Raw genomic sequence first — 15555 nt, forward strand, 5'->3', positions numbered from 1 at the left:
TTTAACCAGAGGTAATTATCAATTATCCATTATCAATTATCAATTAATGAACTTATTTTTAACCTGTTTTTTCCTAAAGTCCAGTTATCGGGATTTTATATTACGCACCAATCACCATATCAAGTATGGGCAATTTGCGGAATGCTGCTAATTGTGAGGATCGCCAAATTAGATAAACCCGCCCCCATCCCATGTTCAATTTTTCCATAAACGTAGGGGCGGGTTTCACCAGAAATTTATCGGGATAAATATTACCAGGACTTACGCATGAGATACGAAAAACTAGGAGCTGAGATTGCTTCCCTGTCGGTCGCAATGACGAAAATACGTTGTAGTGCGTAAGTCCTAATTACATTAAATAAACCCGGTTTCTTCAAGAAACCGGGTTTCTGATTCCGTCTGCGTAAGTCCTGAAAAATTAGGGTTTGGTTTCCAAACCCCTACCATCTCAATGTACCAATTCAATTGCTCGCTTAGTTAAAGTCTCAGCAGTTATACCATTAAAATTCATCACCTGAGCAGCACTAGAGGCCGTATCACCTCGTCGCCAAGCAAACGTATCTCGCTTAACCTGACTCCGTAACATAATTGGTTCTAACATTAAACTCGCGCCACCAGTTACACCAATTAAAGCATCTCCGCCGAATAATTTCTCAAAACCAGCATCATCCAAAAATCCGCTATCAGGTTCAGAACAAGTATCCCAACCTGTATCCTGGGGACGATACAAACGTCGGGGGTTAATCACAGAAACTATCCGCACCCCAATACCTTCAGCTTCCAAAGCAGCAGCAGCTTCAAATACCGGAATTAATGGCATATCTCCCAGCACTGCAAAAACAACAGTCTTATCCCCTGCAACCTCTTCAAGAAGAATAGCACCATCCTGCAACCCTTGTCTTGTTTGTTCAAAAGTAGTCCGAATAGGTAATGGTGACTTACTAGCAGTAATAGTCACACCCTTATTTTTAGTAGTCAACGCCCAATCATAACAAACTTGAATACTATTAGCATCGGGTGGGAACAGGGCAAACACATTCCCATTCCGCATCATTGCTGCAAAATAAGCCTCAATTTCCGGACGTTGGTGTGTCCAACCATTACGCCCCTGCTCTAATGCTCCCGCAGTAAATAATGTAATTGTTGAAGGAGTGAGGTGACGTAATTCTGCCATTGCTTGCGTCACAGTTTGCCAAATAGGTACGCCGTTAATAGCAAAAGATTCATAAGAACACCAAACTGTCCGCGCTCCCATCAATGCTAAACCCGCTGCCATTCCAGCACAAGCATCTTCGCTCAAAGGTTCGTAAACCTGACCTTTCGGACCTTGGAAATAAATGTCGTCTGGAGTGGGGTGAATAATTTTCAATGCTTGGTTAATATTATTAATACCTGATGCAGCGTTACCATCAGCATTGGTAATTAGGAAATGAGGATCTTTTTGACCGACATGAGCTATTAATGCTCCCATTGCAGTTGTGGCAACTTTGGGGTCGCCACCAACAGCATATTCTTCTAAAGGTAGTTGACCTAATTCTGCTAATGGGTACTCAAATTCAGTGACAACAGTTTTAGAAGCAGGACCTCCACCAGCACGTTCGCAATTTTTCCGTACTAACTCCCAAGCTGCTACTGGTAACGCGCGTTCTTTGAGAGCATTCATGATTTGGGGACTGTCGAGGGTGTCTTTTGGATAGAGGTTATGAGATTTTGAACCTCTAGCATGAACCCCTGCACCCTTGAGTTGTTTGATAATAAAAATGGTGAGTTTGCCACCAAGTGCAGATTTTCCTGCTTTGTCAATATTTTCTAATACTGCTTTGGTAAATTCCAGACGTTTTTCCAAGGAGAAGGCGCTGCTATCAACGTAGTCACCTGATTGGTTTTTGTCGTCGAAGTCTTTCGCATCTACCAATATGACTTCTGCAAAACCATTACCTTTCCAGTAGGCAATCATTTCTTCATTGGTTTTGGTCGAGACCATACTGTGGTGTTCTTGACTATAACCATTCCACACTAATACTGGTAAAAAGTTGGTGACATCAGGATAGGCAGTGTTGAAGTGTGCCATGGCACTAACTGGATAGGGTTCCCCCATCCCACCATCTCCTAAAGTGAAAGGAAATAGGGTATCGCGATGTAATAATGCTGCTGCCATAGCAAAATGTTGGCCTTGACCTAGTGGACCTGCGGGATTTAAAAGTCCCGGAATATAGCCAGATAGGTGTCCGAGAAGTCCGTGCATTTCCCGGAAGCGATCGCGCATTTGTTGGACTGTGAAGATTTCCATATCTTCTAGGGAGCGGTCAAGAAATACCGCGCTATAGAAACCGGGGGCGTGGTGTCCGACTTCTGTTAGAATATTTTTGTAGCCTAACATAACTAAGGCTGCATAAGCTTCAGCTTGACTGGCAAAACCGCCTGGGTGTCCTGATGCTTTACTGCCTGTTACTTGTAGCATTAGATAACGGAGAGCATCGGCGTAGAGTAGGGTTTGATATACGCCAGTAGGGTCGCTTGGTGAGGCGATCGCTTTACTACCTTCTGCTATTGCTGGTGTTTTAGCGTGGGTCTCAAAATCAGGCCAAGCTTCTCCGAAGTATTGAATACCTTCGCAAAAATCTGGGACTGTTGTTGGTTTTGGGGTTGTTGCAGTCATAGCAATTTTCCTATTTTTCTCTTTCTTATTTCTGCTTAATAATAATTTAACATCTGTGGGGATCGATGTTAATTCATTTTACTTTAGATAGTAATAAGTTTGGGCAATGTTGTTCAAGTTATAGACAATCAAAAAAATTAATAGTTACAATAATCAAAAAATCCAAAAGATAACTAAATTAAGAATATAACAATGACACAACTGCCAGGTCCAAAATCTCCACGTTTGATTCAACTCCTCCAGTGGGTAGCCGAACCCTTGACATTTATGGAAAAATGTGCAATGCAATACGGCGACGCATTTCAAATAAAATTGAATTACCCAATGGTATTTATCAGCCATCCCAAGGCCATTGAGGAAATTTTCAAGGCTAACCCAAAACAGTTCGACTGTGGTGTGGGAAATCAGGTGTTGCTACCATTGTTAGGAGATTTATCCCTGGCTTTGCTAGACGGTACTCCTCACCAACGTCAACGTCAACTATTGATGCCACCTTTTCATGGAGAAAGGATGCAAGCTTATGGTGAGTTAATTTGTAATATCGCTGGGCAAGTAGCTAGTAAATGGCAAGTGGGGGAACGATTTTCCATGAGAGAATCAACCCAAGATATATCTTTGAAGGTAATATTACAGGCAGTTTTTGGTTTATATGAAGGAGATAGATACAATAAAATAGAGCAAATTTTGAGTGAAGCTCTAGAGTCGTTGGGTTCTCCCTGGAAATCAAGTATGCTATTTTTAAAGTTTCTACAAATAGATTTGGGTGCTTGGAGTCCTTGGGGTAGATTTATTAGACAACGGCAAGAAGTTGACGAGTTGCTGTACGCAGAAATTTCTGAACGTCGTCAACAACTAGATCCTACAATAACACAGGCTGGAAGCATGTGCCACAGGTCTGACATTTTGACAATGCTTTTGTTAGCACGAGATGAAGAAGGGCAACCCATGAGCGATCTAGAATTGCGGGATGAATTGATGACATTGCTGTTTGCCGGACATGAAACTACAGCAACCGCATTAGCTTGGGCGTTTTATTGGATTCATCACCAAGCAGAAATTTATAATAAGCTATTACAAGAACTGGAAAACCTTGGAGATAACCCAGACCCAATGGCAATTATGAAACTGCCCTATCTGAATGCAGTTTGCTGTGAAACCCTGCGTATTTATCCAGTGGCAATAATTGCATTTTCACGAATAGCAAAACTACCAATAACGATAATGGATCGAGAATATCCAGAGGGAACTGCTTTAAGTCCCTGTGTTTATCTAACTCATCACCGAGAAGATTTGTATCCTGAACCAAAAAAATTTAAACCAGAACGATTTTTAGAACGTCAATACTCCGCTTACGAATTTTTACCTTTTGGCGGTAGTAATCGACGTTGTATTGGAGCAGCATTTGCCATGTTTGAAATGAAACTGGTATTAGCAACTATTCTTAGACACTATAATTTAGCATTGGCAGAGAAACAACCAGTAAAAGCAGTACGTCGGGGTGTAACTTTAGCTCCTGCGGGTGGAGTAAAAATGGTGATGACTGGGAAACGTATGCAGGCAGAAAAAAAATCCCCTTTTGTGGCAACTGTATAAAAATCTGTTAAATTGTAGGAAGTTAACAGTAGAATAACAAACCCAAACTACTAGGACGTCTAGCTTTAAAATGTGGGTAAAGAGCGAGTCAATGAAGACCTCTCCCCCGACCCATCTCCTGCAAGGAGAGGGGCAAATTCTTCTCCCCCTTCCCTCCTCCCCCCTTTCCAAGGGGGGTAAGGGGGGATAGGAAGGGTGTTGGGGGGTTAGGTTTTTTTACCCACAAATTTAGCCTAGACACGCTACTACTGTTAATTTTCCCTCTTAAAAAATCCCAAAACTCAAAATTAATTAATATGAAATCAATCAAAGGATCGAATACACTACCCTTATTTGAGAGACTGAAATTAATTTTCGCTCCACTCAATACTCTTGAATCCTATGCTAAGAAGTATGGAGATATTTTTACAATGATAACTGCTGTAGGTGAGGTTGTATGTGTCAGTAGTCCAAAAGTTTTGCAGGAGATATTGACAAAGGATAATAAAGAGTATGAATCTCCTGGTAGTAAAGTTTTACAACCTTTGTTTGGGGAATACTCAATGTTGTCCTTAGAAGGCGATCGCCACCGCCGAGAACGCAAATTATTAATGCCTCCCTTTCATGGCGACAGAATGCGGAACTATGGTGAGTTAATCTGTAACATCACCAAAGAAGCAGCCAGCAATTTAACAGTGAGTCAAACATTTATTGCTCGTAAACTGATGCAAGAAATTACGATGCAGGTGATACTCCAAGCTGTTTTTGGTCTATATGATAGCCCCCGCTTATCACAAATTAGGTTAATGTTGACAGATTTTATAGAACTCACAGCCTCTCCACTCCGAGCTAGTTTATTATTTTTTCCCTGGTTGCAAAAGGATTTGGGTTCTTGGAGTCCTTGGGGTAAGTATCAGCGTCAACAACAAAAACTTAATGAACTCCTATATACAGAAATTGCTACTCGTCGCTCTCAACTAGATCCGAATCGTACTGATATCCTGACCTTAATGCTATTAGCACGAGATGAAGAAGGTCAAGGTATGACAGACCAAGAAATTCGGGATGAGCTGATAACAATGTTAGTTGCTGGTCACGAAACTACTGCAACAGCTCTAGCTTGGGCAGTTTATTGGGTTCACAAACAACCAGAAGTATATCAGAAATTAATGGAAGAGTTGGAAACTCTGGAAACCGATGCTGACCCGATGACAATTTTCCGTTTACCATATCTCACAGCAGTTTGTCAGGAAACCTTGCGAATATATCCGGTGGCAATTTTGACATTTCCTCGTCGGACAAAACAACCTGTTGAGTTGGAGGGTTATCAATTGGAAGCAGGTAAAATGATTCAGGGTTCTATTTATTTGACTCATCACCGGGAAGATTTATATCCAGAACCGAAAAAGTTTAAACCAGAGCGATTTTTAGAGAGGCAGTTTTCTCCTTATGAGTATTTACCCTTTGGAGGTGGTAGTCGTCGTTGTTTAGGAATGGCATTAGCAAATTTTGAGATGCGGTTGGTATTAGCAACTCTATTATCTAATTTTGAGATGGAGTTAGCAGAAAATCGACCAGTGAAACCTCAACGTCGAGGATTGACTTTAGGACCTGCTGGTGGAATAAAAATGGTGATGAAAGGGAAACGTATGCAGGCAGAAAAAAAATCCCCTTCCTTCGTAACTGTCTAAAATATTGTTAAACTGTAGAAAGTTAATAGAAGAGTGACATACTCATGCTTACTGTTAACTTCTAAAACTCAATAGTCCCAAAATTCATCACTAATCTAACATGAAATCAATCCCCGGGCCAAAAACACCAGCCCTATTTCAGAGACTGCAATTGCTTCTTGCTCCACTCAATACTCTTGAATCCTATGCCAAGAAGTATGGAGATATTTTTACAATGATAACTTCTCTAGGTAAAGTTGTTATAGTCAGCATTCCACAAGCTTTTCAGGAGATATTGACAAAGGATAATAATGAGTATGAAGCTCCTGGTAGTAAACTTTTACAATCAATGTTTGGAGAATACTCAATGTTTTCCTTAGAAGGAGATCGCCACCGCCGAGAACGCAAATTATTAATGCCTCCCTTTCATGGCGACAGAATGCGGAACTATGGTGAGTTAATCTGTAACATCACCAAAGAAGCAGCCAGCAATTTAACAGTGAGTCAAACATTTATTGCCCGCAAACTGATGCAAGAAATTACGATGCAGGTGATACTCCAAGCTGTGTTTGGTCTATATGATAGCCCCCGGTTATCACAAATTAGGTCAATGTTGGCAGATTTTCTTGAACTCACAGCCTCTCCACTTCGAGCTAGTTTATTATTTTTTCCCTGGTTGCAAAAGGATTTAGGTCCTTGGAGTCCTTGGGGTAAATATCAGCGTCAACAAGAAAAACTTAATGAACTCCTATATACAGAAATAGCCACTCGTCGTTCTCAACTAGATCCGAATCGTACCGATATCCTGACCTTGATGCTATTAGCACGAGATGAAGAAGGTCAAGGTATGACAGACCAAGAAATTCGGGATGAGCTGATAACAATGTTAGTTGCTGGTCACGAAACTACTGCAACAGCTCTAGCTTGGGCAGTTTATTGGGTTCACAAACAACCAGAAGTATATCAAAAATTAATGGAAGAGTTAGCTACTTTAGAGGGAAATACTGACCCCATGACAATTTTCCGTTTACCCTATTTGACAGCAGTTTGTCAGGAAACCTTACGAATATATCCGGTAGTAATTTTGACATTTCCTCGTCGGACAAAACAACCTGTTGATTTGCAGGGTTATCACTTGGAAGCAGGTACAATGATTATGGGTTCTATTTATTTAACTCACCACCGGGAAGATTTATATCCAGAACCAAAAAAGTTTAAACCAGAGCGATTTTTAGAAAGACAATTTTCTCCTTATGAGTATTTACCCTTTGGAGGTGGCAGTCGTCGTTGTTTAGGAATGGCATTAGCAAATTTTGAGATGCGTTTGGTATTAGCAACTCTATTATCTAATTTCGAGATGGAATTAGCAGAAAATCAACCTGTAAAACCTCAACGTCGAGGATTAACTTTAGGACCTGCGGGTGGAGTAAAAATGTTGATGAAAGGGGAACGTAAGCAGATAGAAAATAAATCTCCTGCGGTTGCAACTGTATAAAATATTGTTAAACTGTACGAAGTTAACTGTAGAATGACACACCCAAAGTATTGTTAACTTCCAGTCTTAAACAGTCCCAAAATTTAGCCCTTGCAACAATTTTTCGGTTGCCCTAAAAGAAGTTTTAATTTCTGCGGGACGTTCCATGGAACGTTCCTACAAGGTTTTTTCTTAGGAGTGTATTCTATATTTCCAAAAACTGCTATAAGTTCTGGGGAAATATATACTCAAGTTTAACTTTTTGATGAATTTTACTATAATTAATCAAACTATATAAAGTGGCTATAATTGGCCACTTATTCACAAATAGATTACAGAAAAATTTAATTAATAATGTTTGCAACCCAACATCGAACCAACCAAAATTTTAATAGTATACCTCACGATTTGTTTGAAGCGATCGCCGACCTTAAGCAAGAATTAAATGCTGTTATTCTAGCTCACTATTATCAAGAACCGGATATTCAAGATATTGCGGACTACATTGGTGACTCTCTTGGTCTTTCCCAACAGGCTGCTGAAACTGATGCAGATGTGATAGTTTTTGCAGGAGTTCATTTTATGGCGGAAACTGCGAAAATTCTCAACCCTAATAAACTGGTACTTCTACCAGATTTAGATGCAGGTTGCTCCCTTGCTGATAGTTGCCCACCAGAAGAGTTTGGTAAATTTAAAGCTGCTCATCCTGATGCAATAGTAGTTTCTTATATTAATTGTAGTGCTGCTATTAAGGCAATGAGTGATATTATCTGTACCAGTTCCAACTCTGTCAAAATAGTTAAACAAATACCAATAGACCAACCTATAATTTTTGCCCCAGATAAAAACCTAGGTCGCTATGTCATGGAGCAAACTGGACGGGATTTGATTTTGTGGGAAGGCAGTTGTATTGTTCACGAGACATTCTCTGAGAAAAAGATTGTGCAATTAAAAATAGAGCATCCCGAAGTAGAGATTATTGCTCATCCAGAATGCGAAGCAACAGTATTGCGTCATGCAAGTTACATTGGTTCAACCACTGCTTTATTAAAATATTGTCAGGAAAGCCAAAGTCAAGACTTTATTGTGGCAACCGAACCGGGAATTATTCATCAAATGCAAAAGAAAGAACCCAGTAAAAACTTTATTCCAGCGCCAGCAATGAATAATTGTGCTTGTAACGAATGTCCTCACATGAGGCTGAATACTTTAGAAAAACTGTATCTGGCAATGAAAAATCAGACACCAGAAATTATGATTCCTGAAGAAACACGAGTAGCAGCATTGAAACCTATTCAAAAGATGTTAGAACTTTCATTTAATTAGGTAAAAATTATAGATAGATTCCTTGAAACATCTGCAAAAATTAAAGTTTGCCTTTCAAGGAACTCAGCTCAAGCTGTTTACACTGTGAATTGAGTAATGATATAAAAAGATTAGAGCTTTCAATTGTTTAGATATAAAGTATAGTAGATAATAGAATACATGACCAATAAATAATGTCTCAAGAGTCCCCTTGGCTGCGCCACGAGCAGTCGCTCTACAAGGGGATAAAAAAGGAAATTTAGGATTTTCTTACCTCCTAATCCAGCCGGAGGAACTGATAACTGATAACTGATAACTAAAATGACAGAAGCAGTAAAAGTTGCCTAACAATATTATGATAAGACCAAAACTGACAGAATGTACGCGACTATCTGGGGTGGAGAATATATTCATTATGGCATCTATACCAGACCTAACGAACCCATCCACGATGCTTTCCTGCGTATAGTAGAAACTATTGCCCAAACTCTGGAGAAAATAGACAGAAATTCGCAGGTCATTGACCTGGGATCTGGATATGGAGGGGCAGCTCGGTATTTAGCGAAAACCTATGGCTGTTCTGTCTGTTGCCTCAACTTAAGCCAGTTGCAAAATCAACGCAATACTCAACTAAATCAAGAAAAAAACTTATACCATTTGGTAAAAGTAACTCAAGGCAGTTTTGAGAATATTCCCTATTCAGATAACTCTTTTGATATTGTTTGGTCTCAGGATTCTATTTTGCATAGTAGCGATCGCCATCTAGTTTTCCAAGAAATCAAGAGAATATTAAAATTAGGGGGCGAATTGATTTTTACTGACCCCATGGAAAGTGATAATTGTCCCCCAGGAGTATTGCAACCTGCTTTTGACCGTTTGGGAATAAGTGACATGGGGTCTTACCGCTTTTACAGTCAAATGGCAAAAGAGTTTGGTTTTGAGGAAATACATTTTATCGACCTTTCCAAAAATGTGCCTACCCACTATCGACGTTTTTAGGAGGAAGTGCGACAGCGATACGATGAATTGGTAAAATTGACTTCAACGGAATTTGTAGACAAAACTTTGAATAGCATTCAACCTTGGATTGAACGTTATGAACAAGGATATATGCAATGGGGAATTTTACATTTTCGTCTGTTGGAGAAAAATTAATCAACATAACCAAGATTTGAGGAAAGGACTTACGCAAAACCCAGGTCATTAATGTCATTGCCACGATATAAAGCAATTTCAAACCCTGGCGTTTCGTTGTTAAAATGCGTAAGTCCTGATGATATTAGACAGAATCAGGATCTATCCCTAACTCTTTTAGTTTAGCTGCCAGACGTTCAGCACGTTGCTGTTCTTGTTCGGCTCGTTGCTGTTCGTGATCAGCCCGTTGCTGTTCTTGTTCAGCCCGTTGACGTTCTTGTTCGGCACGTTGCTGTTCTTGTTCAGCCCGTTGCTGTTCCTGTTCAGCACGTTGACGTTCTTGTTCAGCAACTTCCCCAGGCAATAATACTAAGTTTCCTTGCCCATCATAAAATCTTAACCACACTGCCGACTCTTGCAGAATAGTTCCTTCCCAAGTCCCTAACCATAGCTCTAACCTCTGGCACCACAAGCATCCCTTATTATTCTTCTGTAACTCCTGATATTGATGATTTTTTAGTTCCCATCCCTGTAATGACTTCGAGTCAAATGGATCGAAGATAAAATAATAGGGAGTACGGAATGTTTGCTCATAAATATCCTTTTTCTTGCCAATATCTACATTAGCAGTTGAAGGAGATGTGAGTTCAACTATCATATCAGGATAACGACCTCCTTCTTCCCAAACTACCCATCCTTGACGATCTGTATTGCCTTGAACATTCAAAACCACAAAGAAATCAGGACCTTTGAAATCGCGATTTCTGGCTTGATCGCTGCTATAATAAATAAACATATTGCCGCCTGCAAAAAAGTCATTGCGGTCTGACCAATATTGATACAAGGAATCAATCAGAACATTCATGGCAATACGGTGACGGTTGCTTTCCAAGGGTTCTCCATCATCAAAGATTAAATCTGTAGGTGGCATGGGTGGTTCCCAGTCGGGAGTAACTTCGGTTAGTAACTCGGTTTTGGGAGATGTTTCTGTAGTCATTGTTAGCCCCCTATTTTTTGGTTTCATTATTTAGAGTAGCATAAATTTAATAATATTATGTTGGGTTGAATAGTCTAAATAAACATTAATAGCTAATAGTAAATAAGGAAGAAAAAGAATATTCACGATAATAGGAAACAGGATTTTTTTTCTCTTTGGTGTATTAAGGTGACGATCTGAATGGATTTATTTTTTCTATTAAAATGAAAGTTGTTAATTGTACAAATACTCTTTTTTCTACAGATTATGGATTGCAAAATATTTTATTCTTGGCAGTCAGATTTACCGAATAATACAAATCGTGGATTTATTGGGGATGCTCTTGAGAAAGCTGTAAAATCTATTCGTAATGATGATTCTATTACAGTGGAACCAGTTATAGATAGAGATACTAAAAATGTACCTGGTTCCCCAGATATTGTTAATACTATTTTTGATAAAATTGAGCAGGCTCAGATTTTTGTCTGTGATGTTTCGATTATTAATAAAGATGCAGATTCTCGCCCTACTCCAAATCCAAATGTATTAATTGAGCTTGGATATGCAATGAAAACTTTGGGAGAGGGAAATTTTATTATGGTGATGAATATTGCTTTTGGTAATCCCGAACAACTACCTTTTGACCTGCGAATGAGACGGGTTATTACTTACAATATGCCTGTGGATAATCAAGAAAAATCTCCAGAGCGTCACAAGTTAGCAAAAGATTTTGAAAGAGCTATTCGTCCTATTTTGCAAGAATTGGAAAAGGAAATAAAAAGAAAAAGTTCAATTGCAGAAATAGTAAAAAAAGATATAATGGAAGGAGATATATATGGTGCGGGAGTTAATTGGTATATCAGATCCTTAAATTCTGAAATAGTACAACTTGCACCAAAATATTCTAAAAAAAGGGTGATAAATGAAAGTGTACTGATAAAAGCAATCGATCTAACAGAAGAACTGGTTATAGAATTTGCTGGTGTTGCAGAAGTAATAGCAATTACAACAGAATCTAGTGATACAGCTATTAGCTTATATCAAGGTTTTGGAGAAATTATTAGTAATTATTCTCAGCCAGTAAAGCTTTATAAAATTGTAGATAAAAATAGACATCAAGATTCTGAGTCTGTGAGGCAAGAAAAATCCTTTGATTTAGATTTATACAAGTTTATAGGTCACGAATTGTTTGTCATATATTTTTCTTTTCTAATTCGAGAAAATCGGTGGGTATTAATTTCAGAAATCCTGGAAAAAGAAATTTTTTATACTAGCTCTCCATTTGATATTCTTGAGAGCGAATCTATACCATTCAATGACATATCTCAACCTGTAGAATTATTTAAAAATTCCTCAAATAATCGTCATTCAGAGATATTAAAATCAACGTCATACAAATGGAAAACTTGCAGAAATTGTGCCAATGCAGAAATTTATAGAAGCTGATTTTTTCTTATTTCTCTTATCTGAAAGTAAAACAAGATATGACAGTGATTCATATTGGCATGGTTGGAGTTTATTGTACATGAAACAGACTCCTAAATATTTATTAGAAGCAAAAAAAGTAGATTTTGCCAAACAATTATTGTCGCCTTTAGGTTTAGAAACAATAGAAGAACTCCGCGATTTAATATCTCATGCCAAAACCAAATCAGAAAAAATATATAGCAACTCATCTATGACATCTCCCTATCTACCTTTAATAAATTTTCAATCAGAAGATATTGGCTCTATTTAATTAATTATTCATAACTTTAGTAGTGGATTAACATACCTAAAATCATAATAGTAGGGGCGGGTTTTAGTTAGAATTTTCATCCTCAACCTAAGATTAGATAAACCCGCCCTAATGCACAAAATTAGTTGCGTTAGTCTACTACAAATTACTGATAACTGATAACCAATATCTGCTATAAGTAAATAAAGTTGTCTAGGATATAGAAACAATCTATGGCCTCAGATTTTGAGAAATCTACAATTGAGTTTATCGAGGCAGAAGTAAGCAAGTTACTCAAGAATTTGCCCAACTTGAAACAGCAAAAATGGATCGGGCGATCGCTCTCTACTATAGTTAATATGGCAGCAGAAGAACTCGATCGCTTGGACTGGAAGATATTAGCTGCCTCTTTACAAGATATGGAAAAGGGTTTTCAAACATTTTATCCCTATCGTCATATTCGTAAAATTACTATATTTGGTTCTGCACGAATAACTCCAGATACTCCAGAATATCAAATGGCAGTAGCATTTGCTCGTCGAATTACCAAACAAGGTTTTATGGTAATGACGGGTGCAGGTGGTGGGATAATGCAAGCTGGTAATGAAGGTGCGGGAAGCGACAAATCTTTTGGTTTAAATATTCAGTTACCTTTTGAGCAAAACTCTAATGAATTTATCGCAGGTGATAATAAATTAATTAACTTTAAATACTTTTTTACTCGTAAATTATTTTTCCTCAAAGAAAGTGATGCTTTGGTATTATTTCCTGGTGGTTTTGGTACTATGGATGAGGCATTTGAAAGTTTAACATTAACACAAACAGGTAAATATGGTCCTGCTCCTCTGGTATTAATAGATTATCCTGGAGGAAATTATTGGCATGACTGGAATGATTTTATTCATAAACAATTACTGCGACGAGGTTTAATTAGTCCAGAAGATCCTAATTTTTATACTATTACTGATAATTTAGAATCAGCTTGTGAAGCGATCGCTAATTTTTATAGAGTATATCATTCTAGTCGTTATGTAGGAGAGAAGTTTGTAATTCGTCTCAACTCAGAAATTTCACAAAAAAATGTCGATTTTTTGAATCAAGAATTTAGGGATATTTTGACTGTAGGAAAGATTGAAAAAAGTCAAGTTTTACCAGAAGAGTCAGAAGATGAAACTTCTCATTTACCACGTTTAATTATGCACTTTAACCAAAAGGATACTGGTAGATTATATCAAATGATTAGTCAGATAAATCAAATGGGAGAAAATACAACAGAATTAACTCATCCAGAGCATAAGTAATTAGTAAGCATTCAGCAGTCAGCTATTAGCTTTCGAGTTACATCTACATTTCCTGTCACCTAGAAGTACAGATACAGCAGATTAAACCGTAAAATTTTTGTAGCACAGGCATCTTGCGTGTTAGCTGTGTACTTCACGCCGGATGGAACGCTGTATTAAAAAGCTGAGAGCTGAAGGCTAATAGCTGAATGCTGACTATTTATTTTCAAACAAATAAACATCATCCTGTTCATAACTAAGCTGAAATTCTGAATTAATTTTTAGTTTATCGACTAATTTCCGCGAATATTCCTGACTGCTTTTCCAACCGGGATAACGTACATTTACTAATATATAATCATACTCAGCTAAGGCTTCATCTCTAGGTAAATCCTCCTCTTCAACAATTAACTTAATAAACTGACGATGACTTAAATGAGGAGCAATTTCAGAAGTAGTTAAAACACCACCTTTTGTCTGAACTAAACTAATTGCCGTTCGTGCTGGTTGCCAAGTATCTAAATAATCTAAATAAATAGACCAAAAATAACCATATTTAGCTAAAGCCAAAAATCCTATGCAAGACCAAATTATGATAAATTTTGGTAAGCGGTTATTAACAATTGTAGATATATTTTTACCCTTATCTTCTTGAGGGCGACGCAAATTCCAGAGCCAATACCATAAACCACATTTACCATCAGCGATCGTATAAATTACAGTCATTAACAAAAAAGGTAATATTGGCAAAGAATATTGATGAATTAAATCTCGTTGAGCATCAATATCAGACAAAATATTCATAGCCAAAACTGGAGAAGCAGCTATTAAAGGAGTGAAATATTTAGGAGCAAGCCACCAAATTATCGGCAGATTTAGCAATAATAAATATTCTAAAGTCTTGAGAGAAATCAATCTACCAAATACCAGTTCAGGTCTTAAAAAAAGATTCAATAAAATTTCTGGAATAGAGTCTCCTAAATATCGATAACGTCCAACTCCTCCAGGGGGCAGACCATTCTTAAAATAAGGTATTAGTATCTCAGTAGCAATAATAAACCAAGCCGTACCAGCAAATAAAGCTATTGCACCGCAGACTCGCTTTTTTTCATAGAAATATAACCAAAAACCCATAGCAGCAATAGGTAAAGATAAAGCAGCTTTGCATCCTAAAACCCAGATAATAGCTAAACAAAACCAGAAAATTTTATCTAATTTGGCGGCTAAAATTGCTCCTAATATTGCTGGTAACGCCATTACCTCTGGATGAAAATCAAATAAGTTGAGATTAAACACCACTGGGTATAACAAATAAACTATTACTATGGCAAAAGCTTGCTTTTTATCTAACCCTGAATAACGGGCTAAACTCCAAGTAGGAAAAGTCCCTATTGCTAAACAAATTGCTTGTATTAGTAATAAGCAATAAACTGAAGGATAAATTTTATAAAATAATGCTACGGGATACATTGCCCAAGCAGCATGATTGCCCAAATGATGTACTTCTAAAAAGGAAGAAAAGGGGGATAAACCTTGACTTATTAAATAAGTAACTTGGTCATAAATTCCCATTTCAAAAGCACTAGATTGAAATAATAAGTGACGCACACTGCTACAGAGAAATAAAATTACGGCAGCAATAATAGTTATTGGAAGTAGAAAATTAGATTTTAATCGTTTGATAATTAGCATTTTTAGAAGGAACAAGGAAGAAGCAAGAAGGAAGAAGCAAGAAGTGAGGAATATTATAGCAATTATATTTCAGTTG

At 37.8% G+C, this 15555-nt stretch carries 12 protein-coding genes; 9 read left to right on the forward strand and 3 right to left on the reverse strand.

Translation table 11 applies throughout. The annotated features are described in order from the left end of the window. Nucleotides 1-448: 448 nt before the first annotated feature. A complete protein-coding gene (locus tag ACP6PL_RS09065) occupies nt 449-2659 on the reverse strand; it encodes a phosphoketolase family protein (RefSeq protein ID WP_426544724.1) in 2211 nt (736 codons plus the stop codon). Nucleotides 2660-2851: 192 nt separating this feature from the next. Here ACP6PL_RS09065 and ACP6PL_RS09070 point away from each other — a divergent pair, with 192 nt between their 5' ends. The 6 genes from ACP6PL_RS09070 (at nt 2852) to ACP6PL_RS09095 (ending at nt 9835) form a co-directional block, all read left to right on the forward strand. After that, nucleotides 2852-4252 (forward strand): cytochrome P450, encoded by a 1401-nt coding sequence (locus ACP6PL_RS09070; protein WP_426544726.1) that lies wholly within the window; start codon nt 2852-2854, stop codon nt 4250-4252. 296 nt (nt 4253-4548) lie between these two features. Then, the gene (locus ACP6PL_RS09075; protein ID WP_426544728.1) at nt 4549-5922 is read left to right on the forward strand and encodes a cytochrome P450; all 1374 of its coding nucleotides are present in this window, start codon (nt 4549-4551) and stop codon (nt 5920-5922) included. Between the two features lie 100 nt (nt 5923-6022). Further along, nucleotides 6023-7396 (forward strand): cytochrome P450, encoded by a 1374-nt coding sequence (locus ACP6PL_RS09080; RefSeq protein ID WP_426544729.1) that lies wholly within the window; start codon nt 6023-6025, stop codon nt 7394-7396. A 333-nt stretch (nt 7397-7729) separates the two neighbouring features. Next, nucleotides 7730-8701 carry a quinolinate synthase NadA gene (nadA, locus tag ACP6PL_RS09085; protein ID WP_426544731.1) on the forward strand — a complete coding sequence of 324 codons (972 nt, stop codon included), beginning with the start codon at nt 7730-7732 and terminating at the stop codon, nt 8699-8701. A 357-nt stretch (nt 8702-9058) separates the two neighbouring features. Beyond that, nucleotides 9059-9679, forward strand: coding sequence for an SAM-dependent methyltransferase (locus ACP6PL_RS09090; protein WP_426544733.1), 621 nt, complete (start codon nt 9059-9061; stop codon nt 9677-9679). A 6-nt stretch (nt 9680-9685) separates the two neighbouring features. Beyond that, entirely contained in the window at nt 9686-9835 is a 150-nt protein-coding gene (locus ACP6PL_RS09095; RefSeq protein ID WP_426544735.1) for a hypothetical protein, read from the forward strand. A gap of 124 nt (nt 9836-9959) precedes the next feature. Here the strand turns inward: ACP6PL_RS09095 and ACP6PL_RS09100 are convergent, their stop codons facing one another. Next, on the reverse strand, nt 9960-10811 hold the full coding sequence (locus ACP6PL_RS09100) for a Uma2 family endonuclease (protein WP_426544737.1): 852 nt from the start codon (nt 10809-10811) through the stop codon (nt 9960-9962). A 246-nt stretch (nt 10812-11057) separates the two neighbouring features. Between ACP6PL_RS09100 and ACP6PL_RS09105 the strand changes: the two genes are divergently transcribed. The 3 genes from ACP6PL_RS09105 to ACP6PL_RS09115 all read left to right on the forward strand — a co-directional run bounded on the left by ACP6PL_RS09105 (nt 11058) and on the right by ACP6PL_RS09115 (nt 13808). Then, nucleotides 11058-12236, forward strand: a complete 1179-nt coding sequence (locus tag ACP6PL_RS09105; protein ID WP_426544739.1) for a hypothetical protein — start codon at nt 11058-11060, stop codon at nt 12234-12236. After that, nucleotides 12214-12528, forward strand: a complete 315-nt coding sequence (locus tag ACP6PL_RS09110) for a hypothetical protein (RefSeq protein WP_426544741.1) — start codon at nt 12214-12216, stop codon at nt 12526-12528. The genes ACP6PL_RS09105 and ACP6PL_RS09110 overlap by 23 nt, the downstream gene beginning before the upstream one ends. 212 nt (nt 12529-12740) lie before the next feature. Then, nucleotides 12741-13808, forward strand: a complete 1068-nt coding sequence (locus ACP6PL_RS09115; RefSeq protein ID WP_426544743.1) for an LOG family protein — start codon at nt 12741-12743, stop codon at nt 13806-13808. A gap of 195 nt (nt 13809-14003) precedes the next feature. Here ACP6PL_RS09115 and ACP6PL_RS09120 read toward each other — a convergent pair whose 3' ends face one another. Next, the gene (locus ACP6PL_RS09120) at nt 14004-15479 is read right to left on the reverse strand and encodes a DUF2079 domain-containing protein (RefSeq protein ID WP_426544745.1); all 1476 of its coding nucleotides are present in this window, start codon (nt 15477-15479) and stop codon (nt 14004-14006) included. Nucleotides 15480-15555: the final 76 nt, after the last annotated feature.

Origin of the sequence: Dapis purpurea BLCC-M126 (assembly GCF_050015975.1) — a bacterium.
Taxonomy (GTDB): Bacteria; Cyanobacteriota; Cyanobacteriia; order Cyanobacteriales; family Microcoleaceae; genus Trichodesmium.